Annotated in this window: 21 protein-coding genes; 6 read left to right on the plus strand and 15 right to left on the minus strand. The window is 35.7% G+C overall.

Annotated features, from left to right (window positions below):
* Positions 1-18: 18 nt before the first annotated feature.
* The gene (locus tag ESZ48_RS05510) at positions 19-1,269 is read right to left on the minus strand and encodes an efflux RND transporter periplasmic adaptor subunit (RefSeq protein ID WP_129016327.1); all 1,251 of its coding nucleotides are present in this window, start codon (positions 1,267-1,269) and stop codon (positions 19-21) included.
* A 206-nt stretch (positions 1,270-1,475) separates the two neighbouring features.
* On the opposite strand from ESZ48_RS05510, the gene ESZ48_RS05515 reads away from it, so the two are divergent.
* The 3 genes from ESZ48_RS05515 to ESZ48_RS05525 all read left to right on the plus strand — a co-directional run bounded on the left by ESZ48_RS05515 (position 1,476) and on the right by ESZ48_RS05525 (position 5,191).
* Positions 1,476-2,819, plus strand: coding sequence for a sigma-54-dependent transcriptional regulator (locus ESZ48_RS05515; protein ID WP_129016528.1), 1,344 nt, complete (start codon positions 1,476-1,478; stop codon positions 2,817-2,819).
* On the plus strand, positions 2,809-4,152 hold the full coding sequence (locus ESZ48_RS05520) for a sensor histidine kinase (protein WP_129016328.1): 1,344 nt from the start codon (positions 2,809-2,811) through the stop codon (positions 4,150-4,152). Before ESZ48_RS05515 ends, ESZ48_RS05520 begins: the two co-directional genes overlap by 11 nt.
* 475 nt (positions 4,153-4,627) lie before the next feature.
* Complete coding sequence (locus ESZ48_RS05525; RefSeq protein WP_129016329.1) at positions 4,628-5,191, plus strand: hypothetical protein; 564 nt, start codon at positions 4,628-4,630, stop codon at positions 5,189-5,191.
* 592 nt (positions 5,192-5,783) lie between these two features.
* On the opposite strand, the gene ESZ48_RS05530 is transcribed toward ESZ48_RS05525, so the two are convergent.
* From ESZ48_RS05530 to ESZ48_RS05595, 14 genes are all read right to left on the minus strand, one after another.
* Positions 5,784-6,359 (minus strand): phosphatase PAP2 family protein, encoded by a 576-nt coding sequence (locus ESZ48_RS05530; RefSeq protein WP_223266364.1) that lies wholly within the window; start codon positions 6,357-6,359, stop codon positions 5,784-5,786.
* A 323-nt stretch (positions 6,360-6,682) separates the two neighbouring features.
* Entirely contained in the window at positions 6,683-7,564 is an 882-nt protein-coding gene (locus ESZ48_RS05535) for a diacylglycerol/lipid kinase family protein (RefSeq protein WP_129016330.1), read from the minus strand.
* 1 nt (position 7,565) lies between these two features.
* Positions 7,566-9,542, minus strand: coding sequence for an LTA synthase family protein (locus ESZ48_RS05540; protein WP_129016331.1), 1,977 nt, complete (start codon positions 9,540-9,542; stop codon positions 7,566-7,568).
* A 153-nt stretch (positions 9,543-9,695) separates the two neighbouring features.
* Entirely contained in the window at positions 9,696-10,952 is a 1,257-nt protein-coding gene (locus tag ESZ48_RS05545; RefSeq protein ID WP_129016332.1) for a sensor histidine kinase, read from the minus strand.
* Positions 10,953-10,958: 6 nt separating this feature from the next.
* The gene (locus ESZ48_RS05550) at positions 10,959-11,633 is read right to left on the minus strand and encodes a response regulator transcription factor (RefSeq protein WP_129016333.1); all 675 of its coding nucleotides are present in this window, start codon (positions 11,631-11,633) and stop codon (positions 10,959-10,961) included.
* 147 nt (positions 11,634-11,780) lie between these two features.
* Positions 11,781-14,780: an efflux RND transporter permease subunit gene (locus tag ESZ48_RS05555; protein WP_129016334.1), complete on the minus strand. Its 3,000-nt coding sequence runs from the start codon at positions 14,778-14,780 to the stop codon at positions 11,781-11,783.
* Positions 14,777-15,697, minus strand: coding sequence for an efflux RND transporter periplasmic adaptor subunit (locus tag ESZ48_RS05560; RefSeq protein WP_129016335.1), 921 nt, complete (start codon positions 15,695-15,697; stop codon positions 14,777-14,779). The genes ESZ48_RS05555 and ESZ48_RS05560 overlap by 4 nt, the downstream gene beginning before the upstream one ends.
* A gap of 6 nt (positions 15,698-15,703) precedes the next feature.
* On the minus strand, positions 15,704-16,984 hold the full coding sequence (locus ESZ48_RS05565; protein WP_129016336.1) for a TolC family protein: 1,281 nt from the start codon (positions 16,982-16,984) through the stop codon (positions 15,704-15,706).
* 787 nt (positions 16,985-17,771) lie between these two features.
* A complete protein-coding gene (locus tag ESZ48_RS05570) occupies positions 17,772-18,320 on the minus strand; it encodes a 1-acyl-sn-glycerol-3-phosphate acyltransferase (RefSeq protein WP_129016337.1) in 549 nt (182 codons plus the stop codon).
* Between the two features lies 1 nt (position 18,321).
* Positions 18,322-19,404: an iron-containing alcohol dehydrogenase family protein gene (locus ESZ48_RS05575; protein ID WP_223266365.1), complete on the minus strand. Its 1,083-nt coding sequence runs from the start codon at positions 19,402-19,404 to the stop codon at positions 18,322-18,324.
* Positions 19,401-20,132 (minus strand): HAD family hydrolase, encoded by a 732-nt coding sequence (locus ESZ48_RS05580; protein WP_129016338.1) that lies wholly within the window; start codon positions 20,130-20,132, stop codon positions 19,401-19,403. Before ESZ48_RS05580 ends, ESZ48_RS05575 begins: the two co-directional genes overlap by 4 nt.
* Positions 20,123-20,851: a 3-deoxy-manno-octulosonate cytidylyltransferase gene (gene kdsB / locus ESZ48_RS05585; protein ID WP_129016339.1), complete on the minus strand. Its 729-nt coding sequence runs from the start codon at positions 20,849-20,851 to the stop codon at positions 20,123-20,125. Before kdsB ends, ESZ48_RS05580 begins: the two co-directional genes overlap by 10 nt.
* Positions 20,852-20,897: 46 nt before the next feature.
* The gene (locus ESZ48_RS05590) at positions 20,898-21,464 is read right to left on the minus strand and encodes a DUF4126 domain-containing protein (protein WP_129016531.1); all 567 of its coding nucleotides are present in this window, start codon (positions 21,462-21,464) and stop codon (positions 20,898-20,900) included.
* Positions 21,465-21,579: 115 nt separating this feature from the next.
* Positions 21,580-23,004, minus strand: a complete 1,425-nt coding sequence (locus tag ESZ48_RS05595) for an ATP-dependent DNA helicase (RefSeq protein ID WP_129016532.1) — start codon at positions 23,002-23,004, stop codon at positions 21,580-21,582.
* 204 nt (positions 23,005-23,208) lie between these two features.
* Here ESZ48_RS05595 and ESZ48_RS05600 point away from each other — a divergent pair, with 204 nt between their 5' ends.
* Genes ESZ48_RS05600 through ESZ48_RS05610 form a run of 3 tightly spaced genes read left to right on the plus strand, consistent with a single transcriptional unit; the run spans position 23,209 to position 25,290 of the window.
* On the plus strand, positions 23,209-23,934 hold the full coding sequence (locus tag ESZ48_RS05600) for a hypothetical protein (protein WP_129016340.1): 726 nt from the start codon (positions 23,209-23,211) through the stop codon (positions 23,932-23,934).
* A complete protein-coding gene (locus tag ESZ48_RS05605; RefSeq protein ID WP_129016341.1) occupies positions 23,900-24,748 on the plus strand; it encodes a DUF3822 family protein in 849 nt (282 codons plus the stop codon). Before ESZ48_RS05600 ends, ESZ48_RS05605 begins: the two co-directional genes overlap by 35 nt.
* The gene (locus tag ESZ48_RS05610) at positions 24,748-25,290 is read left to right on the plus strand and encodes an RsmD family RNA methyltransferase (RefSeq protein WP_129016342.1); all 543 of its coding nucleotides are present in this window, start codon (positions 24,748-24,750) and stop codon (positions 25,288-25,290) included. Before ESZ48_RS05605 ends, ESZ48_RS05610 begins: the two co-directional genes overlap by 1 nt.
* Positions 25,291-25,455 lie beyond the last annotated feature (165 nt).

Raw genomic sequence — 25,455 nt, forward strand, 5'->3', positions numbered from 1 at the left:
CTTCGGGTATTCAGGGGATTACTTCAACACCAACTCCTGCACATCGCTATAATTATCATAGGTGCTGGTAATTACTTTATCACCCGGTTGAAGTCCGCTCAGCACTTCATAATATTCTGTATTTTGGCTTCCTAAAGTAATATCTGCTTTAAAAGCGGTGTCGCCATTTTCACTTACTTTAAAAATCCAATTGCCACCAGTCTTTTGAAAGAAACCGCCTTTTGGTATGAGTAATGCTTGTTTTTCATCACTGAGAGCCAAACGTATTTGTAAGGTCTGGCCACGACGGATGCCTTCTGGAAGATCGTCTCCAAACTCCATATCCACTTGAAATCTTCCATTCGTCACTTGGGTGTAAACTTTTTTAATAGTCAACTTATAAGGTTTTCCATTGATATTAAAACTTCCGGTTTGTCCGTTATAGATTCTTGAAATATAATGCTCATCAATATCCGCACGTACCTTAAAACCACTCAAGACGTCTAATTGTCCCAAACGTTCACCCTTGTTCTTTGATTGACCAATTTCAGCATCCAAAGAGGTCAATTGACCATCAACTGGTGCTTTTACCACAAGATCCGCTACTTTTCGACGCATGAGCTCTAGAGCGTTTTGAGTCCGGGCATAACTACTTTGCACCTGACTGTTTTCTTGTTTTATGGCGATAGAATCCTGACCTAATATCTGTTTAGAAAGTTGCATCCGTTCTTTTTGATAGTTGTAATCGTTTTGCGATTTAATCAAGTCCTGTCTGCCAATCGCGCCTTTTTCGTATAATCTGGTATTAAGATCATAAACTCTTTTGGCCTCAATTAATCCGCTTTCAACGTCAGTATATTGATTCAGTTTATTGATGGTATTTTGACGGGCTGCATTTTGTGAAATCTGCATTTGGGTCAACAGATTATAAACCTGCGTTTCCTGATTAATTAAGCTTAATTCGAGATCTGTATTGGACAGTCTTAAAATAGGATCACCTTTTTTGAGTACAGCACCATCTTCAACATATTTCTCTTCCACACGCCCGCCTTCCATAGCATCCAAATAGATGGTGGTTATGGGAAGTACAATTCCATTGACAGGAATGTTTTCCTGAAAAACACCATTTTCAACGGTATTTATACTGATGCGTTCTTTATCCACATTCAGTTTTGAACCTCCTAATGAAGAGACAATCACAAAACCGATTAAAACTAATAAAAGAAAAGCCCCTCCTATGAGTAGTAATTTCTGGGTTGAGAATCGTTTCTTTTCCAATTGAATGTCCATATAGTGTCGTGTATTTAATAGATATATACTCAATATGATGCCGTAAATACAATTTGCTGATTATTAATTTATTACACCTGTAGGCGCCATCATAAAGTGTTCGGTTTTGATACACCTCCTGTTCGAAGTCGATACAGTTTTTTTAATTCGGAATAATGGTTTCGGAATCCGCATTTAAAAGACCTGAATTTATTAATATTGTAGTCATGCTTTTCCACAACGCCAAAATATTAATTATCGACGACGATGAGGATGTTCTCATCGCACTTCGGCTTTTGTTAAAATCGAAAGTGAAAGAGGTGGTTACCAACAAAAACCCCAATACCATTTTAAGTTTGATGCAGCAACATGCCTTTGATGTGGTCATCTTAGACATGAATTTTAACGGCTTGGTAAATACCGGCAACGAAGGGATTTTTTGGCTGAATAAAATTAAAAAACAAAAACCGGAGATTGACGTCATTCTCATCACAGCTTATGGCGATATTGATTTGGCCATTCGCTCCTTAAAAGAAGGTGCCTCTGACTTTCTTGTCAAACCATGGCAGAACGAAAAAATATTGGAAACAATTCGGGAGCATGTTGAAAAACAAGAAATAAAGCAGCCGAGAAAGCCTCATTTAAATACTGAAACCACAATCATTGGCGAAAGTGAGCCGATGCAGGATGTTTTTGTTAAATTAAAAAAAGTAGCACCAACCGATGCTAATATTCTTATTCTAGGAGAAAATGGAACTGGAAAAGATCTTATTGCTAAAGCAATCCATGACAATTCCCATCGCAAGGATAAACCTTTTGTCAAAGTAGATGTAGGATCTTTAACCGATACGCTTTTTGAAAGCGAACTTTTCGGATATAAAAAAGGTGCTTTTACGGATGCTCGTGAAGACCGAAAAGGACGTTTTGAAACCGCTCATGGTGGCACTCTTTTTTTAGATGAAATTGGCAATATAACGCTTAGGCAACAGGCACGTTTACTCACAGTTTTACAGAATAGGCAGGTCACGCCTTTGGGAGCCAATCAACCCATCGCCATTGATATTCGATTAATCTGCGCCACCAATGTATCCATTAGCGACTTGGCCGAAGAAGAACGTTTCAGAAAGGATTTAATTTATCGAATCAATACTGTCGATATTATGATTCCGCCATTAAGAGAGCGCGGAACCGATATCACACTTCTTGCCCATTATTTTATCGATTATTATGCTGAAAAGTATGGTAAAAGTGCTTTTAACATGTCATCTTGCTTTATTCAAAAGCTAAAAAAACATCATTTTAGTGGCAACGTGCGAGAGCTCCAATATGCCTTGGAACGCGCCATTATTATGGCAGAACATCAAACCTTGGAAGCTGATGATTTAACCTTTTCAGCCATCGAGCAACCGCAGATAATAACCAGTCAAAACGAAACGAATCTGGATGCACTAGAAAAAAACACCATCCTTGCGGTCATTGAAAAAAATAATGGAAACATCTCTAAATCGGCCAAGGAACTAGGCATTACCCGTACCGCACTTTATCGTAGACTTCATAAATATGATCTATAAAAGCTACTTGTTTTCACTCACACTTAGGGTTTTAGGATTGCTTTTTGCCTTAATCCTCTTGGCTTTTGGAATTGTTAACTTACATACTTATGCTATTATTGGGGGAGCGATCCTCACAATAATTTCCATGTACAATCTCTACCAGTTTGCGATAAAACGCTTTTTGGAAGTGGACGATTTTTTGGAATCGGTAAAATACCGTGACTTTTCAAGATGGTTTGTTGAAACCAAAGGGCCACAGGATATCCGCCAACTTCACAAAGGTTTTAATTTGGTCAATAAAACGATCAAAGCGATCGATAATGAACGCCAGGCGCAATTTGTTTACCTTCAAAAAATTTTGGAAATGGTCAATATTGGGATCATTGCCTATAATGTGGAAAGTGGCGATGTGCTTTGGGCTAACGATTCTTTTTTAAAGACCTTAGATTTTCCTTCCTTCAAAAACATCAGTTTTATTGAAAAAAGAAGACCAAAAATCTATGACGAATTATTCGAAACCTACCATTCCAACACCGCTTCGGTTACTTTAGAAATGCAGCAGGAAACCATGAAAGTGCTTATTTCTGATACCGTTTTCGAAATGGAGGAACATTCGTTTAAACTGATTGTCCTTCAAAACATAGAAGAAACCCTTAATAGAAACGAAAGTGAAGCATGGAAAAAACTGCTGAGCGTGATGACGCACGAAATCATGAACAGCATTGCTCCCATCACGTCCTTGGCTGAAACCCTCCAGAAAAATATTCAAGAGACTATAGAACAGCCTCAAACTGCAGTTTTGGAATTAGAAGATATTCATGCCGGACTAAGCAGTATAAAAAAACGAAGCGAAGGCTTGATGAAATTTGCACAAACCTATCGCAGCCTGAACAAAGTCACGCATGTACATAAAACCAAAATTAAAGCTTCCCTTCTGTTCAGTAGCATAGACGAACTGTTAAAACCTTCATTGGAAGATAAAAACGTCATCCTAAATTTTGACTTGAATGATCCCAATCTGACCTTTGAAATTGACGCTTATCTCATTGAGCAAGTGCTCATCAATCTTATTCTGAACGCTATTGATGCCACATCTACGGTTTCTAACCCGCAGATTCTGGTTTCTGCAAACATCAGTCACAAAGGAACTGGGCAAATAAAAGTTACAGATAACGGTACTGGCATTCCTGAAGAAATCATGGATAGTATTTTTGTGCCTTTTTTCAGTACTAAGAAAACTGGAAGCGGTATTGGCCTGAGTCTTTGTAAACAGATTATGCTATTGCACGGCGGTAAAATTCAACTGCAAAGTTCGGAAATGAAAGGAACGGTGGTAAATTTACTTTTTTGATTTTTTAGAGATTTAAAAACATGTTTTGCATTGGAAATTGGTATTAGTACGTATAGCTTTTTAAAATGCCAATTAGGATCTAGTTTCTTGATATCTGTCATAAATTCTTACATATTCTCTCCTATAGGTACCCTGATTTGTGTTCGACTATATGTATCGTAAAATTCAAGCGTGTACGAAAAATCACTATTTTAGACGTCGAAAAATGAAAGTGAATTTGAGAAGCCAGAAATCAATAGATAAGAAAAACGGACAAAATTAATACTAGTTATGAAGCTGAGTTAATCAATCTAGAGCCTGAAACAAATTATGGAAAAGATCATTCTGGAAACGTTGTGTTGAAATTTAAATCTGAAAACAGTTTATAAAATTCACTGAATTTTCGTCCGAATCCATCTAGCAAGGTAAATGGCTAATTTTAGATTATCCGAATCCAAATATACATCCCCATACTAATCTAACCCAAATCAATTCTATGAAAAAAATATTACTATCCCTATTTATTTGTGGCCTCACTTTACAGTCAAATTCACAAAATGCGAGTGTTGAAAAATCAACCTTTGGAGTTCAAACGGGCTTTTTAGGTGTTTGGGTACATAACGAAACTAAATTATCAAATCTAATCGCTTTAAGAAGTGAAATAGGTCTCGATACTGGAGTTTCAATAAGAAACGGCGAAGACATTACTGGATTTTTGCTGACACCTGTGCTAACACTTGAACCTAGGTGGTATTACAATTTAAATAAGAGAGTAAGCAAGTCAAGGCGAGTAGATGGCAACAGCGGTAATTTCATCTCCATAAAGACCACATATCATCCGGATTGGTTTGTCATTACAAATGAACGCAATCTTGATTTTATTACTGATATCTCTATTGTACCAACCTGGGGAATTAGACGGAATATTGGTAACCATTTTACATACGAAGCAGGAATCGGTATTGGTTATTTACATTACTTTAAAAAAGACAACGTGGTTTTAATAAATGAACCTGATGTTGCAGTGAATTTACATTTGCGAGCTGGGTATCGGTTTTAAAATATAAGAGATATAGTATTTTAAGTCATTCTCACTCCTGATTGACTCGATAGAGAAGTTAATGTAATTTGAAATTTTAACCAATGAGTCGCAGCCAAATCACTGATTTTGCATCTATTAGATAAAACGACCAACTTATGACAAGCAAAATCTACATGGTTATATTACTATTAATCAGCAGATTTATATTTTCCTGCTTATCCGATGGCGATTTTAATTATCAAAGTGATTTTTAAAACAATCAAAATGCCTGGTTGAATTTAAAAGATTCATCGAACAATTTATATAAGTATGTGGTATCAAGAAGCTCCGTTTTTACAACTTTTGGTTACTGCCAAATTACATATCCTGATTAAAATTATCTGTATATAAAATGATGCCACTTAAACAATTTGCCTCAATGTTCAGCAAATGGTTGAACACTCTAACGTTTTGATTTTCTATAAAAATGAATTCCAAATACCAGGATCACAACCAAAACAAATATATAAACCATATTAAATTGAAATTATTAATCAAAGGATTCCTTTTCAAAGTGTACCTCCCGCAATGTAACTTCATATAGTATGCAAGGTCAACCAATCGACTATGTTTAAAATTTGTATTTGAATTCCACTAAGTAATTGCCTTCACTTTTACTAAAATTTAATTCCATGTGCTCTTGCTGATATTCTGTTGTAAAAATCAAGGTGCTTCCAATACCTATAACCGCACCGGCAAGGATATCCCAACCATCATGCTTTTGGGCATCGACTCTACTAAAGGCGGTAAGTCCTGCAATTGCATAAGCTGGAATACTGTATTTAAAACCGTATCGTTTGTGTATGAATGACGCCGCCTGAAACGTCGTTGAAGTATGACCTGAAGGAAACGAATTGTCCCCATTGTTGAACGGTCTAGGCTTATTAATGCTAACTTTTAATCCATAAGTTACTGCTTGATTTAGCAAAAACCCCTTGGTGAATTGCCAAGTGCCTTGTCCATCGCCTTTAATCAAAGTTATGGTAAGCGCTGCGGCAGGAACGACAATTAAGCCAATATCGCTAGTGGTTTCAATTCCTCGATTTTGTGCGTGGGATTCTTGAAAATTAAATAACAAGAAGAGGATTACAATTGGTAAACCAAACAAGTGCTTGAGCATGGTTTTAAGATCTAAAATTAATATCATTTTGAAGTGTTTCTCTAATTCGATAGCATTGTTGTCTTTTAAAAACTATTAAAAAACAATAAACGATTTTCAAGATACCGTCCCTATGGGACTTGGTTTTTATTAGTTATCCTTTGTTACAAAGACGTCATCCGTCTGGGATTTTATTAGCTCCAAAGAAGCGAAACATCTGTAAATCGGGCCATTCAGCTGATATATAGTTCCATCGGTGCAAAATCTAATCGGATAGGATTGACTCTATATACACCCTGCTTTTTTCTTATATCAAATATAGACTCGAAATCTAAAGTAAGTTTAAAGCGATTATATTACTTCGCAAATAATTAAACCAATACATTTAGAGAATCCTTTTTCAGAGACACTGTAATTGTAAACTCCTTTATTTTTGATAATTCGCCATCTATCTGCGATTCAAAAAAAGAACGATTTTTCTGAGTTAATGTCAATCTGTCTGTTTGATAGCATTTGACCTCCTTAAGCAGTTCCGGCCTTTTTAAAAGCATACAAAACCCAAAAAACGCCATTTTTAATCTGCTTATTCTTGGTACAATGATAACATCTAATAGCCCATCCTTTAATGATGCTTTTGGCGTAAGACTCATGGAATAGCCCATGACATTTGAGTTTGAAATAAAAATTAAAAAAGGATTAACCAGCTTAATGGTATCATCGATAGAAATGACAACTTCTTCCTTTCTATTATAGTCACGAAACGATTTGAAGCATGCCTGCACATAGTGCGGCAATGTTCTTTTTTGTGAAGCCTCGTAGTTTCCAATAACGCTGGCAGTGAATCCAAAACCTATATTACTAAAAAAGTAACGCTGATTCAAGCAGCCCACATCAATTTTTGTGCTTTGGTTGTTTTTGATGACAAACAGAGCCTTTTTTATGGATTTTGGAATGTTTAAATTAGATGCCAATCCATTTCCTGAACCGATAGGGACAATCCCCAAAGGTATGGTTGTACCAACTAAAGTAGAAGCCACTTCATTTATAGTTCCGTCTCCACCACAGGCCACAATAATATCCGCTTTTTGACGGATGGATTCTTCTGCGAGTTTGATGGCATGACCTTTATAGCCTGAAGATTTTATATTAATGTTATAATTTTCTGGTTCAAAATAATCCTGAAGATAGCATTCAGAAAAACTATGATGGCCAGAACCGGCGATTGGATTGAAAATGAAATGAATCTGTATCACCTTATTCAGTCTTAATTTTTAAGCCACCATTCCGATACAAATGATCGGCAACCTGATAGAATGAAATGCTTTCCTTTTCGAATTTTTCTTCGGAAGAAATTGTACTTAAACTATTATCTGAAGGATTCCAAGAATAGAAATTGGCATTCGCCTTTTCATCTAAAATCAAAATTTTATTATCCTTTAAATAACCTAGCTTTCTGTAGTTTCCAATAAACGCCCGTTCGTCTTCAGGTTGCATGGTTAAGATATCCTTTCCGAAGAGATTCGATTTATAATCCCAGCTCAAGATCGAAAACAAGGTTGGAAACATGTCAATTTGTGAAGCTAATTTGCCTAACTTCTCAGGCTTTTGATTTGGTAAATTGAAAATTAGCGCAGGAATATGATAGTTTTTAACATCCAAGTCCCATCGCCCTGCACTACTCGCACAATGGTCGCTCATAATCACAAAAACGGTGTTTTTGAACCATGGTTTTGCTTTTGCATTTTTTATAAATTCGTTAATGGCATCATCCGTATATTTTACAGCACCATTCCGTCCTGTTCCTGACGGAATATCAATATTGCCTTCTGGATAGGTATAAGGTTTGTGGTTTGAAGTGGTCATTATAAAGTCGAAAAACAGTTTTCCAGATTCGTGTGCTTTGTCTGCTTCCTTAATCACTTTATTATAAATATCCGTATCGCAAACGCCCCAAGCATTCTCAAAAGTCACCTCGTTATCTTCAATATTGGTGCGTGTGGTTGTGATGCTTTTATCCAATAAAAATCCTCGTCCCCTATCGATGATATTAAAACCGTTCCCACCAAAATAAGTGTTCATATTGTCAAAATAACCATCGCCTCCATAAAAGAAATTGCGCTCGTAACCTTGTTGTTTAAACACTTCACCAATAGTGAACAACCCTTGATTGTTTTTTCGTTTTACGATACTGCGTCCTGGTGTTGGCGGAATGGATAAGGTGATTGCTTCCATGCCTCTTACGGTTCGTGTTCCTGTGGCATATAGGTTTTCAAAAAACAAGCTATTATTGGCCAGAGAATCCAATGTTGGAGTGATGTTGTTCTCATTACCAAAAGTCTTTAAAAAATCACCACTTAAACTTTCGATACAAATAAAAATGACGTTCGGCTTCATCGGCTGAGAAACAGAATCTGAATTTACAATCGATCTATAAATAGCATCTTCAGTTGGATTTACAAATGTATTTTTCACATCGGATAAACTTGATTTAACAGTTTGAAAAGCCTCTTCTTTCGGAATAGATTTATAGAAGTCATTATAGGATAATTCATTGTTTCTGAAGGCTGAAAAGAAGGAATAGATGCCCGATTTCGCCAGTTCATTGTTGAATCGATTTTTTGAGAATTCAGCTTGGTTATTTGTAACAAAAAACATACTTAGCGCCACAATGACAGTCCAAGGCGTTGCTGCGAGTAATTTGGGTTTAAATGTCGTTTCACTTGTAAATACTTTCCGAAAAAAGCCTAATTTATAGATTACAAAAATACTTGTAAGCACTAATAAAACCATAGCAGAAAGAAGTACAGGCAAAGGATAAGATTCATTAATGTTCTTTACAACTTCATAGGAATAAATTAAATAATCTACAGCTATAAAATTATAACGTCTTTGAAACTCATCCCAAAATGTAAACTCCCCAAAAAATGAAAAGAACAGAATAAGAACGCCTATTGAGAATCCAAAATAGGTGATAATTCTATCGGCTATGGAGCCATAGAAATGCTTAGGGATAAGTAATAGATAGATAAGATATGGGATGGCAAAAAATGAAATGGTGGCCAAATCAAATAAAAAACCTATTAAGAAAGTATTTCCTAATACAAACAATCCTGTATCGACTTCAGGAAAATTCCAAATCAGGAAACTTAGTCTTACTATAAAAGAAAGAATTAAAAACAGGCCGATATAGGCTTTAAGTAACGCAAAACGCGTTGGAAAAATTTTAGACATTAATCAGTGAGTTCTATATTAATCTATCCCAAAATTAGTATGCGATTCTAAAGAAATCTTAAAGTCTAAAAGTGGCTGTTCTGAAAAAACAAAACTTCCAAATCTGAAACAGATTTGGACGCCTTCATCAAATATTAATCTATAACTAATATTTTAATTGCTGTTTTTAAAATCAATATTAAAAATATGCCGATGACCTTCAAAATGATAGGACATTTTAAATCCATAGAGGTCACATATTTTTCTTACGATTGCCAATCCCAAGCCAGTAGACCTATTGTTGGTATCTTCGCGATAAAACCTGAGATGTAGTTTCTCTGGATGGATTAGTGATGACTCACCCGAATTTGAAACTTTTAAGAACTGTTTTTCTGTGAGAATGGAAATACTACTGTTTTTAGAACTATGCTTGATGGCATTGGAGACTAAATTATTAATAAGAATATCTGCAAGAAATGGATCCATCTTTATAAAGAGTTCATCGTTTGAAATATGTGCGATGTTATGAAGATCCAATTCCTTATAATCTTCTATTTTTTCATCAATAAGCTCGGTTAAAGAAATAGTTTCCATTCTGACATATTGGTTGTTGTCAATTTTGGTAAGCGTCGTAATTTTCTTATTAAGTTGTTTTAATCGTTGGAGGTCTTTTTGAATGGAAGTAATTTGCTCAAACTGTAAATCGTTTATCGCATGCTCATTGATGATATTGTCAATTTTGGCTTGAATAATCGCGAGTGGTGTTTGAATTTCATGAGAAATGTTTTCTGTGAATTGTTTTAAGTTCTCATAATCAACCTTCACTTTACTTGTTAAAAATTCAATTTGATCTTTTAAATCAGAGAACTCCAACACATCACTGTCTGTTAATAACAAAGCCTCTTTTGAGGTTAATGAAAACTTTTTCATCGCTTCCAAATTATCGAAAAATGGTTGCCATATTTTAAGATTTCGAGCCGTATTGAAGTAGAAAAGAAAAATAAATGCCAATACAAAAAGACTGATATTTGAAATTACGATGGCCAATAAAATAGAGCCTGACTCAACAACTAAGGTTCTTATAGTAATATGATAGTAGTCATCATGTATTTTTTTATAAGTTGAGAGTTCACGAAAGAGTTCCATTTCGTCTTGAGAAGGGTCATAAATAAGGGTGTCTTTCAGGATTTCGGGCCTCAACTTTTTCACCTTTTTAATCTCACTAACAGGAGGCAGTGAATAGACTATTTTGTGATTTTCCAGTGCATCACTAACACGTGCTTCTGTAGAATACAACTCTTCTTCTATCTCCTCTTGAAGCAAATTTTTAGTGTAAAAATAAAGCACTATGGAACTAAAAATCGTGAGAATGAGCCCAGTTAAGAGAAAGTTCTTGGAGGTTTTGCTTATGAGTTTGGTCTTTTTTCTCACTTTTATTTAATCTTCAATAAATTTATATCCGCTGCCATAGGCCGTTTTTATATACTTGGCACCTTCCGCAGTTAACTTCTTTCGTAAATTATTGATATGAACGTAAATAAAATCAAAATTATCCAGCAAATCGCTATGATCACCCCACAGATGTTCTGCTATGATTTCCTTTGAGAGCACACGGCCTTTGTTTGAAATAAAAAACACCAATAAATCATATTCTTTTTTAGTAAGCAATATTGATTTACCATTAACATAAGCCGTTCTTGATTTGGTGTCAATGCTTATTTCATGGAATTCGATAAGATCTTTTCCACCAAATTTTCCGCGACGAAGCACAGCAGTTATCCGAGAATTAAGTTCTGCAAGATGAAATGGCTTTGTCATATAATCGTCTGCCCCTAAATCCAGGCCTTCTAACTTATCATTTAATGAATTATTTGCCGAAATAATAATTACACCAGCACTCTTCTTTTCTTTCTTTAGAATTTTTAAAATATCGAGACCACTACCTGAAATAAGGTTAATGTCTAAAATAATAATATCGTAGTCGTAAATATAAATTTTATCAGAAGCTTCGTGATAATCAGAAGCAACCTCACAAATATTTCCATCTCGAGTTAAATATTGGGCGATGGATTGCTGCAAATCAATTTCGTCTTCAGCTATTAAATATTTCATCTTTTAAATTTAAGCAATAAAATTAAATGGGGATTCTAAATTTAATCTAAAGTAGACTTATATCATGATAGCTGATCCGTCATTGAATCCAGAGTTTTCTAAGCGACATCATAACGATAAGACATTTCTCCACTTATTCACAGGTCATTATTCTTTTATAATTTTTAAAATTGTAGGCAAGACTATAAGCAATAATGGCAAAGCAAATACCAATCCGCCAATTACCGCAATCGCTAAAGGTTGATGTAATTGTGCGCCTGCACCAATGCCCAATGCTAACGGAGTTAATGCCATAATCGCGGCAAAAGCGGTCATTAATTTAGGCCTCAATCGTGCAGCAATCGCGTATTCAATTTTTTCAATATGTGATAAGGATGCATCACTTTCTTGATATTGTCTATAAGTGAAGATTGAGTTCTCACCAATAATCCCAACAATCATAATAATGCCCGTATAACTTCCAACATTCAAGGGTGTTCCTGTTAAAAAAAGACCCAATAAAGAGCCTGCACCCCCTAACACAGCAATCACGATGATGGCCAACGCGATTTTTATCTTTCTGAACAAAAACAATATGACAATAAATACAAGCAAAATTGCCGAAATTAAAATCATCATCAATTCTTTAAAAGCCTTCTGTTGCTCTTGATACGCCCCTCCATATTCAATAGTATACCCCACAGGAAGCGACAGGTTTTTTCCCAAATGACTTTGAATATCTTTTAGGGTAGAGCCCAAATCACGATTGTTCAATCGCGCTGTAATCACACCCATAGATTTTTGATTTTCTCTATTGATTTCGGCGACGCCTCTGCCCATTTCAATGGTTGCAACATTATTGATTGGCACACTGGAACCATTTGGCAGTAAAATGGCTGTATTTCTAATATTAGCAACAGAAGTATTAATTGCATTTGGATAAATAAGACGTATGTCTATTATTTGCTCTTTTTCAATCATTGAACTTACCACAGTGCCTTCAATTTGAGTTTGCAGCTGTAATTGAAAATCGGCTACGGTCAATCCTAATTGGGCAAGTATGGGAACATTGGGCATTATGGATAAACTTGGGCCAGCAACAATAATTCCATCGTTAACATCGGCAGTACCTGGCACCGTTTCTACTTCTTGGGCGATTTTTTTGGATAACTCTTCCAATTTGTTGATGTCAGTTCCAAACACCTTGATTTCTATGGGTTGCACAGAACTCATCAAATCACCCAGCATATCCCCTATCACCTGACCAAAATCAATGGTTAATTGTGGCAATTGATCTTCAATACGCTTTCTTATGTCGTCTGAAACCTCCGTTGTCGTCTTGTGACGCTTATCTTTAAGTTTTATTAAATAGTCACCACGGTTGGGTTCGGTTATAAAAAACCCCATTTGTGTTCCCAGTCGCGCTGAATAGGCTTCAACCTCAGGCTGTGTATCCAAAACACCATTGACAATTTGCAACATCCGATCGGTTTCCTCCAATGTGGTACCTGACGGACTGTTATAATCCAAAACGATGCTGCCTTCATCCATTTCCGGTAAAAATCCAGAAGGTAATTTGGAAGGAATAACTATAAGAATCACGACACAAACGAGCAAAAAGGAGATTCCAATAATCGGTTTGCTCAAAACACCATGAATCCATTTCGTTTTTGGCTCATGCTTCTTTGTAACCGATGTATTTCGAGAAAACAGAATTGATAGCACTGGTACAATTAACCATGTGACCAAAAAGGATGCAGATAAAGCAATAATCATACTAAATGCCATGACCTTAAAATAGGCTCCAGCAACACCTGTCATGAGGACAAAAGGAATAAAAATAACCAGCGTACTCAAAGATGAGCCAATCATGGCAGGAAAAAGAAGGGCAATGGCTTCGTGGGCAACCCAACCTATGGATTGCTCTGGATGTTCCTCCCTGATTTTATGAATTTGTTCTATGATAATCACCACATCATCGATCATTAAGCCAATGGCAGCAGCAACTGCACCCAAGGTCATAATATTAAAAGTGTAACCTACGGCATCAAGAACAATAAGCGTTAGGGATAAGGAGACTGGAATGGTAAACAAGACGACCATGCTTGCTGAAAAAGACCGCAGGAAAAACATAACCACCAAAAGTGCCAAAACCAACCCAATCCACAGCACGTCCTTGATACTTGCAATACTTGTATTTACAAAATCGGCTTGTTTGTAATAGGGTTTTAAAACGACGCCCCTAGGCAGCATTTTTGAGAGCTCGGCAACTTTTTGTTCAATGGTATTATTGACTTCAATAAGGTTTGCATTTGGTTGTTTTACAATGGCAATGATTGGAACATTTTTACCATTGGCAAGAATTTTCACATATTCCTTGACTTCGTTAACTTCAATGTTAGCCACATCTTTTAGGCGAATCAATCGGTTAGGACTATTGATTAATACTAGATTTTGCAAATCATCAATATCATCCACTGCGTTATCGGTAAGCGTGAGATACATTCTATTGTAGTCTGTGATATAGCCATTGGATTGCAATACATTAGAATTGACAATAGCACTTTGAATCGTTGAAATAGAAATTCCGAGAGATCTAATAATTTCTGGTTTTAGAACCACTTGCAATTCTTTGTCCTTGCCACCTATCACAACAATATCCGAAACACCTTGTGTTGCCGCTAAAAATGGTTTGACCTGATATTTCGCGATTTTCTTTAAATCTACTTGTGACATCCCTTCACCTTCTAAAGAATAGCCCATAACTGGCAAGATGGAGGGATTCATTTTTTCTACTAAAAATACCGTATTTGGCAAAATACTTCCTCGCGACTGATTGATATAGGACTCAATTTGTGCCTTGGCAGTGTTGATGTCCATATTCCAATCTAAAAAAACTGAAATCTCACAACTCCCTCGAGACGTTGTACTGCGTATGTATTGCAAGCCTTCCGTTTTACGAATGATATTTTCCAACGGAATGGTTACCGTAGTCATCATTTTATCCACAGGTTGCTGCCCTGCATCGGCAATCACCTTTATTTTTGGAAATGTAATATCTGGAAATAAGCCTGTTTTTAGATTCTGATAGGTGAAAAATCCACCAATGAGTATAAGAATACCAATGGCGAGTAGTGGGAATTTATAGTTGGAATGCAGATTCTTCATTGCTTCTTAGTGCTTACAATTGTCGAATCCTGCATTTGATAACTTCCCTCAGTAATGACCAGATCAGCTATGTTAAGCCCGTCAGACTTTACTTGAACCAAAGAATCATCCTTAAGTAAAGTCACTACTTTTTGTTTTACTGCAAGTGAATCGTTCACTATTTTCATGACCCAATATTCAGTCAATAACTCATTAGTCTGCAAGGCTGTTTTGGGGATGGTCATTGCTTTTGAATCTTCCTTGTAAATCGTTTTCACCTGAACATTCAAGTTTTCTGGTAGGTTTGCATCTGGCAAAGCAATTAAAAACACTTGTGATTGTGCTACTGGGTCTATTGTAGGTAAGGTTCCTGTAACTTTTGCAGTAAGCGATTCACCATTTTGTAGAATAATCTTGCACAAAGAACCTATTTGAATAGCATCTTCATATTCATAAGGTACATTTAATTGAACTACCAAGGATTTCGGCTGTACTACAGTGGCCAAAACATCGCCCTCAGCTACATAATCATTTGCATTAATATTTAGTGCTGTAATAACACCTGAGGCATTGCTTCGGATGGTAATTGGGCTGACAAATTTTGATAATGAGCTGTCTATTTTCACCGCTTCTTTAAGCGCATCCTGTTCTTTTGTTCTAACCGATGCAAAGGTTTGTCCGCTCCGAATGTTGTCCCCTATTTTATGGTTCATCCAAGAAATATACCCCGTAACATTAGAGCGGATATTTTCCTTTTTCTGATATTGCGTAACGCCGTTGAACGTCAGGTATTCCTTAATATCATTTTGCTGAACGGCAACAACGACAACGTTAATTGGCGCTTTTTTTCCTGAAGCCGTTTCTGCTTTTTTCTTACATGCGGAAAAATTGACAATCATTAATAAGGTGGCTATATATTTGAAGTAATGTTTTTTCATAATAAATTACCAGTTTATAAAATTATATTGGCTTTGTAGTAACCAATAATTGGTTTGCATTTGAAGTTTGGAATACACATTTTGTTTGTAATTCTGAATGACATTTAAGTAATCGACAATAGATACCTGACCCTGAACCAATTTGCCTTTATAGATTTCTAAAATACCTGCTTGTTTCTTCAATTGTTTTTCAAGCAATTGCATTGACGTTTCCAAGGCCTGAATTTGTTGTGAGATACTTTTTAGTTTGTTGTTTATCTGTATTTTTGAATGCGCTCTATAAAACTCTAAACTTTCTTCTTTCAGAAGGCTTTGTTGCGCATTATACTTCCGCTGCTTTCCATCATAAATCGGAATCGTTAAACGCAGTCCTGCACTTGTTCCAAACTTTCGATAGATATTTGGAATCTCTACGGCATTTAAACCTGAATTCGCATAGGCCGAGACTTGTGGTTTGTATTGATTTTCAAAAACAAGCTGATTGGCAACGATTTGCAAACTATCATTTTGAAATTTTTTCTCATAGAAAAACTCATTAGGATTTTGGTTATCATCAATATGAGGTGGTTCCAACTGGTCTATAGTTTGAATTGGAGCACCACATAAGATGTATAACTGAATAATTGCAACCTCGAGATTGCTTTGTATTTGTTGCAATTCCAATTTCTTGCCATCAATATCCAATTGCAACACTAAATGATCACTTTCCATCAAGACAGCACGCTTCACTAATAACTCAACAACTTGTAAACGAATTTCGAGGTCTTTAAGAATTTCCTTTGTGAACGCCTCTTGTAACTGTAATTGATAGGCCATGATATAGGCATCCGTAATATTCTTGACAACATTCTGTGAAATCTCCTCGGAAGAAAGCGAGATCGTTTGATTTTGAATCTTATTTTGAAACAATAAATTATCTGTTATGGCTTGATTAAACAGATTTTTGGTCACATTGATTTGTGCAGAATATAAGCCACCATTGGTGATACCCACATCGTAACCATAGGCTTTGGCCGATGGTGTTGTGGTTATATCTACAAACTTTCCATAATTATTAAAATATGGAGCAACTAAAATATCTGAAGTTCCATTGACTTGGAAAGAGTTGTTTTGAGCAGTTATAAGACGGCTTTGCAAATCGCCGATTTTTAAAAGATTTCCATTTTCGATTAAATTGGGCGAATTAGCTTTTGCCAACGCTATGAAAAAATCAAGTTTTCCATTATTTTGGGCAAAGCTTAAAGACCCGGCAAGACCTATAATGATTAAAAAAAAGATAGCTTTCAAAACAACAAATTAGAATTAAACTATAAAAATAGAAGTCAATTCTAAAGAAGGTCTTAAGTCAGGAAATTAGGTACGATGATCGAAGATGATATGGTTTAGAGAGCAAATTCGTTTAATGGATAAGAATCACATAAGACTCATTATTGACATGAAAATAACACTTGAAGCAATGAAACCCGATCGAAGGCGAGCAAAGCAAATCTAAGATGAAGCAAGATGGGGCTGAAGTAAAAATTTGGAATATGATAATTCCTGAAAATCCCATCCCCTTAAAACCTTATGAAAAAAAAGTAATCGGAAGCGACTCTAAAAATTACATTTTGATGTCATGTTCTTTTAATATCTGATATCAAGGCCCAAACCATACTATTTACCATTTTAGAAAGTCTTAACAATGCCATCCGCATTCCCTTTATCATTATCTTTAAATTGTTCTCTTAATCAGCGGATGAATCCAATAAACTAAAAAAACAAAAGGCAAATTTCTTGTTGGTCTTGCACTTTCTCATAGCAATGATTTCACAATCAAAAGAAAGTTAACACTTAAAAATTAATAGCTTTTACGTCAATAATCTTTACGTAAATTTTATAAAGATGGTTTTATATTGATAAAATAAAAAGCTACCTTTTGAAAAAGATAGCTTTTGGGACGCAAAATTAACTAATGTTTCTTTTTAGGGACAAAAAATGTTTACTGTATGTTTCACTAGTCAGATGCATTGACCTTTATTCAAATTGCATGCCAAATAGTATTGTTTGACGCTTTGGTACCAAAGTAGATCAACTATTAGGATAAAGCCGGAACTTTGCCTTTGACACCTTCAAAAAAACTACGCATATACTTAAAATCGGCTTCTAAATCTTCAGTCGGAAAAAAAGGTTCTGAAATCTTGTTTTGCTTATGTTCAAAATCAAAAGTGAACATAATAATGGGCACATTCGCTTTTTTAGCAATATAATAAAAACCCGTTTTCCACTCCACAACTTTCATTCTGGTACCTTCAGGTGACAATGCCAACCTGAACTCTTCCCGAGTTTCAAATAATTTTGCAATGGCCTCTACTTTGTTTTGTCCTGGACGCCTGTCCAACGGCGCGCCACCAATAGCTTTGAAATAATATTTAAAGGGCCATTTAAATAGTTCCTTTTTTGCTACAAAATTCGATTTTATTCCAATAACCTGTCGCATTAAAAGGGCAATGTAAAAATCGTGCCAACTGGTGTGTGGTGCCCCAATGATAACCGCCTTTTTAATGGTGTCTTTTGACATAGTGACATTACCTGCCAACTGCCAACCTAAAACTTTTTTATATATAAATTTTGATAACCACCCCATCTTACATTTTCGCGTATATACTTCTCAGTTTTTCTCTAGTAGCCGTTTGTTTCCAGTTTTTGCCCAGGGCGTTTTCCCATAAAGGCTCCAACCCTAAAGCCACATCAATCATAATGTCAAATTGATAATCTTCAAGTTGTGAACAAATACCCTGAGGAATCTTGATGCCATGAATGTCTTTCATCTTTTTAAATAAGGCCACGCCTTCAGGATAAAACTCCTCTAAGTGATCAAAAACAATACAGTTGCCTACACCGTGCTTCGTTCCTAAAAGATATCCAAGTCCATAACTCAATGCATGTGCAACGCCAACCTGTGAATAAGCTATACTCATTCCACCATGCCAGGAAGCCATCATCAGTTTATCTTGCATTTCTTCTTGCGTATAGTTACCATCAACAAAAATCTCTACACACAAATCATAAGCTTTCTCTCCATAACTCTTGCTAAAGGCATTTAAAAAAGTTCCGTTCAATGATTCCACACAATGGATGTAGCAGTCCATTCCTGTATAAAACCACTGATCTTTAGGAACGCCTTTTGTTAATTCTGGGTCTAAAATAACTTGATCAAACGGAGTATAGTCTGAATTGATGCCCAGTTTTCTTTCAGGTCCTGTCAGCACTGTAGTTCTGGACACTTCTGCTCCTGTACCTGAGATGGTGGGTACACCAACGTGATAGATGGCCGGTGTTTTTACCAAATCCCATCCTTGGTAATTTTTAGATTCGCCAGGATTGGTCAACATGATGGACACGGCTTTAGCCAAGTCTAAAATGGTCCCTCCCCCTATTCCAATGACACCTGATGGTCGGTCTATATGAGATAAAATAATTTGTTCAACCAATTCATCAACTTGAGATGTTTTTGGTTCTTCATCCACCGAAATAAAAATTAATTGGTCGTCATAGGCCAAAGAAATTCTTGAGATCAACCACGTATTACCTTTAAAAACGTCATCTACCAAATAAATAAAAGGTGCGTTGACATTTAATCGTTTTGGTGCTATAATCTCACTTAATTGGTTGAAACTGCCTCGTCCAAAAACCACTCTTGACACCATGGGAAAATTTTTATAAATCATCTTTTATGTTTATCATTTCTATTTTTGTTCAACATTGGAAGTAAATCTACTAAACTATTTATGGTTTCGAATTTCTTGTTGTCCGGCTTGTTGGGAACGACCTGTTCGTGTATCCAAGTAGTATGAAATGGTACATGAATTGCTCTTGCTTTAATGTTTATTAAAGGTAAAATATCGGATTTTAAAGAATTCCCGATCATTAAAAACTCAGAAGGCTTGATTTCCAAATGGTTCAACAATTTGGAGTAATTGGCTTCCTGTTTATCACTGACTACTTCAATATGATGGAAATAATCCAACAACCCAGATTTCTTTAACTTGCGTTCCTGATCCAAAAGATCACCTTTGGTCACAACTATCAATCGGTAATCCTGGGATAAAGTATGTAAAACCTCATTTACACCATCCAAAAGCTCAACAGGTTTATTGAGCATATCCTTTCCGATGTTCAGTATGGCGCCAATAGTTTCATTACTGACGGAATTATTGGATAATTCCAAGGCTATTTCAACCATTGACAAAATAAAGCCTTTAATTCCGTATCCGTAAAAAGGCAAGTTCTCTATTTGTCTTTTAAACAGCTCTTGATCCACCTTATTAGCAGTTTCATAAGCTGCCATCAATTTTGAGAACTCAAGCTCCGCATCCCTGAAATAAGTTTCATTGACCCAAAGCGTGTCATCAGCATCAAAACCAATCACCTTTATGTTGGTATAATCTATTTCCATAAACGTATTGCGCGTTCCAAATCTTCTGGTGTATCTATTTCGACACCTTCTACATGGGTTTCTACCATCTTAATGCGTTTTCCGTATTCTAAATAACGAATGCACTCTATCTTCTCTGTAGCTTCAATAAATTGCATGGGTAACTTATAAAAATCCAGAAGTGCCTGCTTTCTAAAGGCATAAATACCTTTGTGTTTGAAATAGCGCGCACCTGCTTCTTTATCTCTTGGATATGGAATTGGACTTCTGGAGAAATAAAGTGCAAAATTATTTTGATCTACAATTACCTTTACGGTATTCGGATTATTGATTTCTTCCCAATCGTGAATTTCAACCATTAATGATGCCAAATCAATTTCTTTTTGATGGTCGTCTTTAAAAGCATTTAAGACCTTTTCTAAACTTTCTCGTTCGGTAAAAGGCTCATCGCCTTGCACATTCACTACGATATCGACATCCAGAGCCTCAACAGCTTCTGCAATACGATCGCTTCCTGACTGATGCTCTTTTATGCTCATGATGGCTTTGCCACCATTGTTTACGATTTCGTCATAAATAATTTTGCTATCCGTTACCACAAACACATCATCAAAAAGGTTGGTATCAACAGTTGCTTCATAAGTTCGGAGAATAACGGTTTTCCCTGCTAAATCCTTCATCAATTTGCCTGGGAAACGTGTGGCACTGTAACGCGCCGGAATCATTGAAATTATCTTCATAGTTTGGTCAAGGATTTCCTTCCAAAAATAATCCTTTTTAAATAGTTTATAGTTTGGAATATTTAATCTTTTTATAAAGTTTGTATATGGCAAACAAAACAAAAATAACCAAGACAAAAGCAATTATAGGTAGAAATATGGAAAAGATGGCAATAACTAATGATGCACCTGTTTCAATGGTTGACACCAGCGGATTACCAAAACCTGCAGTGGAAACCGTTGAGGTCACTCGTGAAGCTCCTGCGGCACTTTTTATGGCGGCGGCTGTTCCTCCGCCGGCTATAATTGCCAATGCCCAAGTAATGAGAGGATTTAAATCGGCTACAGTAGAAACCATAACCGCTGTACCTGCAATGGTTGCTAATGGGATGGCAATAGTATCAAGCAAATTATCCACGAAGGGAATATAATATGCCAATATTTCAATGAGCGTGGCGACGCCTAATGTTATCACTGCAGTCAGGCTACCAATCCATAACCATGATGAATTGAGCTCCCAAACATCAAAATACGATGCCAAACTGAGCGCGAACAATGGTAGAAAGACCCTAAACCCAACTGATGCGGCCAAACCGATACCGAGACAAATACTAATGATGGTTTCTGTCATGATCACCTAAATCCCAAAAGGATCTTTTGTTTAGTTAATAATGCATAAAGTTATCAATTTCATCATGAAATTAACTTTTAAAAATCCCAGATATTTGAATAGTGGATCTAAAACTATCCTAAGAAACAAAAAATTCCTCAGGGAATCCAATTAAATATAATTTCTCTTTTGCTCTGGTTATCGCGGTGTAGAGCCATCTCAAATAATCTTTATCAATGCCGTTAGGTAGATAAGGTTGTTCCACAAAAACCGTATGCCATTGGCCACCTTGAGATTTATGACAGGTTATGGCATAAGAAAATTTGACCTGTAATGCGTTGAAATGTTTATTATTCTTAATTTTTAAAAACTTTTTATAATTGGAAGTTTCATCTTCATAATCCTTTTGAACCTCTTGATACAATCTATTTGATTCTTCGTACGGCAATGATGGCGATTCTGATTCGATGGTATCCAAAAGTAGGACCGTTTCAAAAGGCGCCATTTTTGGATAATCTACCATTTGGACTTTCACTTCTGCAAATCTGAATCCATATAAATCCTGCATGCTGAAAATCTCCAAAACCTGAATGATATCGCCATTAGCAATAAATCCAGCTTCAGAAGTAGGTTTGACCCAAAAATAATTATTTTTTACCACCATTAAAAAATCGCCGACGGTAAGTTCATTTTCGTTATTTAAAATGCGTTCCCTGATTTGCTTATTATACAAATTCGCACGTTTATTACTTCTTACAATAATGGCGGTCTCTTCATGGCCTTGATCTGAATAACCATCATTTATGGCATCCATAATTTCGTACCCATCAATTAATCTTACAATATCTGAATAACCTTTTAGATCAAATTTGAAAGATTCATAAAATTCGCCTTCCAATACTTCACGCAGGTTTGTGGCATTCATCAAAATTCCGGAATCCTGCTCTTGCCTTACAACCTCGTCCAATTCCATAGAAATGACGTTTTTGTTGTAATTGAGATTGAGTAGCACAGCATCTAATGCCGGACTTAAATCAGATTTTACAGGTGGCAGCTGCGCTTTGTCGCCAATAAGCAATAATTTACAGTTATGGCCAGAATAAACGTATTGCATCAAATCATCTAATAGGGATCCGCTTTCAAAGGAATTTGAATCTGATGGTGCATCAGGAATCATAGAAGCTTCATCAACTATAAATATCGTATTTCGATGTTTATTTGGTTGCATTACAAATTTAACGCCTCCTCCTTTATCTTTCTTTGGAAAATATATCTTTTTGTGAATGGTAAATGCTTCCTTTCCTGAATAATTGGAAATCACTTTTGCAGCTCTTCCGGTTGGGGCCATTAAAACTGCACTTTTTTTAATATGCCATAAATTGGAAACCAAGGTGCCGATAATACTCGTTTTTCCCGTACCAGCAAATCCTTTTAAAAGATATAATTGGTCAGTATTGGTGTCAAAAACAAAATTTGACAGCTGATCCAGGACAATATTTTGTTTTAATGTAGGTTCAAAAGGGAATTTTCGCTTTAAATGTTTATAAAATTCGGAGGCGTTCATGATGAGAGGAGTCATTTTCTAAAAACGGAAAGGTAAGGTTTATAAAGAATTGTTGTAACTTTATGACGGTATTTTTGACAAGTGGAAATAATTTATTTGAAATACATTTTTAAATTGTATCATTTTTATTAGGTTTGGTTTTCGTGAATTAAAAAAAATTGTAGATTTGCGTTAGACCATTTATAAAAAATAAACTCACAAACTATGCTAACAGTAATTCTTGCCATTGTAATTGTTATCCTTCTCACGATTGGAATCGTTTGGTTGATAGACAAATTTGTCCCTAAAAACTTTAAGCCAATTCTACATATTGTACTATGGGCTATTATTGCTTTTCTTGGCTACCAAACCTTCATGTCTGTTTATGGCGAGATCCAATTCAATGAACTTAAGGAAAAACGCTACCATGTTGTTATTGAAAAACTAAAAGACATTAGAGATGCTGAATTGGCATTCAAACAAGTTAACGGGAAGTTTACGGATAACTTTGATGAATTGGTTAAATTTATTGAAAACGGTAAATATACAATTGTACAACGCAGGGATTCCTCAATTGTCGACGTGGAAAAAACAAAACTTTTTGGTGGTGTAACGATTATGAAAGACATTGTCCTAATTGATACCTTAGGTACTGTTCCTGTAAAAGACTCTTTGTTTGGCGCAGATACAAGATATAGAACGATGATGAATGTACCAGTAGGAAAACCAGGAGCGAAATTTGAATTGAAGGCTGGGTTTTTAGATAACATTCCGGTGTTTGAAGCTAGTGTAGACAAAGCTATTCTTCTTGACGGTGAAGACAAAAATCTCATCGCAAAGGAAAAACAAGTTGTATCTGTTGATGGTGTTAACGGACCTAAACTTACTGTAGGATCTATGGAAGAAGTTAAAACCAATGGCAACTGGCCTAAAAACTACTCAACTGAATAATAACTTGGAATTAATAAATCTTAAAAAATTGTCCATTCAAATTAGTTTGAGTGGACTTTCTTTTTGTATCCTTAACAGTACCAACTCCGAAGTTGAGTATTTGAAACGTTTTGATTTTAAAAGCAAATTGACGCCAGAAGCTGTTTTGAAAGAGCTGCAAGGCATCTTTTTAGATGAACCCCTGCTCTCTCAGACTTTTGAGAGCGTTTTGGTGCTTTTTCAAAACGAGCTTTCTAATTTCGTGCCTGAAGAGTTTTTTGAAGAGCAAAATGCCGCAGATTATCTGAAGTTCAGTTCAAAAATAATCAAAACTGATTTTATTTCACACGATAAAATAGAAGCCAACGATAGCATTAATGTGTTTGTACCTTATATCAATATTAATAACTATTTGTTTGAGGTGTACGGTGAATTTGAATACAAACATGCGTCCACTATCTTTTTGGAACAAATTTTAAAGGAAGAAGTAGATTCTACCGATGATAAAATTTATATCAATGTAGAACCTTTCCATTTCGAAATGGTAGTGGTAAAAAAAGGACAATTTCATCTTTACAATACCTTTGAATATTACACAAAAGAGGATTTTATCTATTTTATTCTTTTCTCCATTGAGCAATTAAAATTGGATACTGAAACCGTCATTGTCAAATTATCGGGGAATATTGTTAAAGATGATGAGTTGTATCAAATGCTTTATACCTATATCAGATATGTGGAATTTGATGGTCCTTCAAAAAACTATACTTACAACAAATCTGATGAAACACATCCCAAGCATCAGCACACACTTATTTTAAATAGTTTTAACTAATGCGAATAATCTCAGGACAATTTAAAGGCAGACGTATCACGCCGCCAAAAAATCTACCAGTACGTCCTACTACTGATATGGCAAAGGAAGCCATTTTCAACATCCTGAATAATAACTTCTATTTTGACGAGATTTCGGTGTTGGATTTATTTGCTGGTACTGGAAGTATCAGTTTTGAATTTGCCTCTAGAGGTACGGGAAACATAACTTCTGTAGACGAAGATTTTGGATGTATCCAATTCATCAATAAAACTGTGGAAGAATTCAAAATGCCAATTACCACCATAAAAAGCGATGTTTTTAAATTCTTGGAAACGACAAAACTGAAATCAGATGTTATTTTTGCTGATCCGCCATATGCCTTTAGTTTGGAGGAATTTTCTAAAATTCCGGAATTGGTATTTCAAAATGACCTTTTGGAAGATGAAGGTCTTTTAATCGTGGAGCACGCCGAACAGATGAAACTCTCCCAATTGCCCTATTTTAGTTATTCCAAGAAATATGGCAGTGGTATGTTTAGTTTCTTTGAGAAAGCTGAATAGAGAATGTTAGGTTATATTAAACCTCATATGAGCGGGATTCCAACATATTCCATTGCGCCTTCGGCTTTTATGTTTTGAGTATAGATCCCTCCCAAAAGCGGGATTAGTTCAACCAACATATTCCAATGCGCCTTCAGCTTTTATGTTTCGAGTATAGATCCCGCC

It is taken from the genome of Gelidibacter gilvus, assembly GCF_004115975.1.
Lineage (GTDB): Bacteria > Bacteroidota > Bacteroidia > Flavobacteriales > Flavobacteriaceae > Gelidibacter > Gelidibacter gilvus.

What these genes read in the sequence shown, in the direction of transcription:
- ESZ48_RS05510 (WP_129016327.1), bottom strand. Translation starts at nt 1,269, where the DNA reads ATGGACATTCAATTGGAAAAGAAACGATTCTCAACCCAGAAATTACTA.
- ESZ48_RS05515 (WP_129016528.1), top strand. Translation starts at nt 1,476, where the DNA reads ATGCTTTTCCACAACGCCAAAATATTAATTATCGACGACGATGAGGAT.
- ESZ48_RS05520 (WP_129016328.1), top strand. Translation starts at nt 2,809, where the DNA reads ATGATCTATAAAAGCTACTTGTTTTCACTCACACTTAGGGTTTTAGGA.
- ESZ48_RS05525 (WP_129016329.1), top strand. Translation starts at nt 4,628, where the DNA reads ATGAAAAAAATATTACTATCCCTATTTATTTGTGGCCTCACTTTACAG.
- ESZ48_RS05530 (WP_223266364.1), bottom strand. Translation starts at nt 6,359, where the DNA reads ATGATATTAATTTTAGATCTTAAAACCATGCTCAAGCACTTGTTTGGT.
- ESZ48_RS05540 (WP_129016331.1), bottom strand. Translation starts at nt 9,542, where the DNA reads ATGTCTAAAATTTTTCCAACGCGTTTTGCGTTACTTAAAGCCTATATC.
- ESZ48_RS05550 (WP_129016333.1), bottom strand. Translation starts at nt 11,633, where the DNA reads ATGAAATATTTAATAGCTGAAGACGAAATTGATTTGCAGCAATCCATC.
- ESZ48_RS05555 (WP_129016334.1), bottom strand. Translation starts at nt 14,780, where the DNA reads ATGAAGAATCTGCATTCCAACTATAAATTCCCACTACTCGCCATTGGT.
- ESZ48_RS05560 (WP_129016335.1), bottom strand. Translation starts at nt 15,697, where the DNA reads ATGAAAAAACATTACTTCAAATATATAGCCACCTTATTAATGATTGTC.
- ESZ48_RS05570 (WP_129016337.1), bottom strand. Translation starts at nt 18,320, where the DNA reads ATGGGGTGGTTATCAAAATTTATATATAAAAAAGTTTTAGGTTGGCAG.
- ESZ48_RS05575 (WP_223266365.1), bottom strand. Translation starts at nt 19,404, where the DNA reads ATGATTTATAAAAATTTTCCCATGGTGTCAAGAGTGGTTTTTGGACGA.
- ESZ48_RS05580 (WP_129016338.1), bottom strand. Translation starts at nt 20,132, where the DNA reads ATGGAAATAGATTATACCAACATAAAGGTGATTGGTTTTGATGCTGAT.
- kdsB (WP_129016339.1), bottom strand. Translation starts at nt 20,851, where the DNA reads ATGAAGATAATTTCAATGATTCCGGCGCGTTACAGTGCCACACGTTTC.
- ESZ48_RS05595 (WP_129016532.1), bottom strand. Translation starts at nt 23,004, where the DNA reads ATGAACGCCTCCGAATTTTATAAACATTTAAAGCGAAAATTCCCTTTT.
- ESZ48_RS05600 (WP_129016340.1), top strand. Translation starts at nt 23,209, where the DNA reads ATGCTAACAGTAATTCTTGCCATTGTAATTGTTATCCTTCTCACGATT.
- ESZ48_RS05605 (WP_129016341.1), top strand. Translation starts at nt 23,900, where the DNA reads ATGGCAACTGGCCTAAAAACTACTCAACTGAATAATAACTTGGAATTA.
- ESZ48_RS05610 (WP_129016342.1), top strand. Translation starts at nt 24,748, where the DNA reads ATGCGAATAATCTCAGGACAATTTAAAGGCAGACGTATCACGCCGCCA.